Raw genomic sequence first — 1,426 nt, 5'->3', positions numbered from 1 at the left:
ATTTTGCATTGCACGCCAACCTATGAACAACGAAACGAACGAACAACTATGCGCCACCCCTCCAGCATTTGAGGAAAACAGTCAGCTCAAGCCCTACGATTACAAAGTTGGCGGGCTCGATAATGATGGTCTAAAAGTCATCAAGATATACACGAAGTTTCCGGGCTATGTGATCTATCGAACCGAGAACGCCATCCGAATCGACATTAATGACAAGCATCCAGATAAAGAAAAATACCTGGAGTGCCATTACAGGATCGGTATGCCGCTAGCGAGGATGTACTCGCTACTCCCCGAGAACCTTTCAACAACAGAATCAATCAATCGATTGGTTGCGCGTGCCATGACCTTGAACGTAGGCGGGCACGTCGAAGATGCCAAGGCGGTTCTTAAACATGCAGAAAGCCGGCTAGTTAAACTAAAAACGGTGGAAGGCAGACTCCAATATTCATTAAGCGCCTTCTGTTTGGTACTTCTCGCATTTTTAGTCTCTCAGTTCGATTTCTTAGGTAGCAGGCAGATTCTTGCTCAAGTCATTGCGTGTGGTGCACTTGGCGGTCTACTCTCAATTGTCGTAGGTTATAAAACCTTGACTATTGATGTGGATGCGGACCTCACCACCAATCGTCTAGTTGGAGGGTCGCGAATTGTGATTGCCGCTATTGCGTCACTGTTCGTGTATTTCGCAATCAAAGCAAACGTAGCCTTCTCTTTCGTGAAAGATCAACCAGATCAGTATGGAATCTTCATGTTCGCGATGGTTGCAGGCTTCATCGAGATGCTTGTTCCAAATATCATGAACAATCTCGCGAAGGACGCAAAGGTCTCCGCAGAAGGCACAGCGGAACGAAACAACGACTCAGAGTCCGAAGCACGAAACGCCAACAAGGTAAGGGAGTCCGGTGACAGTGGAGCAGCCACTCCTCAAGATGAGCTGCACAAATGATGTTTCACAAATCTATAAATTCAATATGAGGAAGCAATGGCGACAACACCTGATGTATTCATTATTGAGAGCCTCCATCCCACGGACGAAGGCAATGGACATTTCGAAGGAGTGATGCTCTCGCATGTTCTACGACTACACGGAAAAGTACCGGAATATCACTACGTTCGGACCCGGAAACAGTTCGAACAGGCAGTAGTGGCTTTCGGTGATTCGAACTATCGCTACTTACACATTTCTGCTCATGGTAACCGCGCTGGACTATGCACGACAAACCGAGACGATATCGATTACGACGACCTTGGCGTAATGCTTCGTCCACACATGGAAGGCAAGCGACTCTTCGTATCTTCGTGCGAGATGGTTCACAAGGACCTGGCGGCCTCAGTAATTTCAGAAAGTGGGTGTTACTCTGTGACCGGGCCTACTAAGAAGATTTACTTTTCAGATTCTGCGCTTGTCTGGGCCTCGGTGTATCAC

Annotated in this window: 2 protein-coding genes; both read left to right on the top strand. The window is 47.6% G+C overall.

Annotated elements, in window-relative coordinates; genetic code table 11:
* On the top strand, positions 1–946 hold a 946-nt coding region (locus tag AB4Z11_RS31705), incomplete at its 5' end, for a hypothetical protein (RefSeq protein WP_442030145.1).
* Positions 947–982: 36 nt separating this feature from the next.
* A partial coding sequence (locus AB4Z11_RS31700) for a hypothetical protein (protein WP_442030143.1) occupies positions 983–1,426 on the top strand: 444 nt, incomplete at its 3' end.

This window comes from Pseudoduganella sp. RAF53_2 (genome assembly GCF_052113985.1).
In the GTDB taxonomy this organism is placed as follows: Bacteria; Pseudomonadota; Gammaproteobacteria; order Burkholderiales; family Burkholderiaceae_D; genus Rugamonas.
The sequence above is the reverse complement of the archived record's forward strand: the minus strand, read 5'-3'. Positions and strand labels throughout refer to the sequence as shown.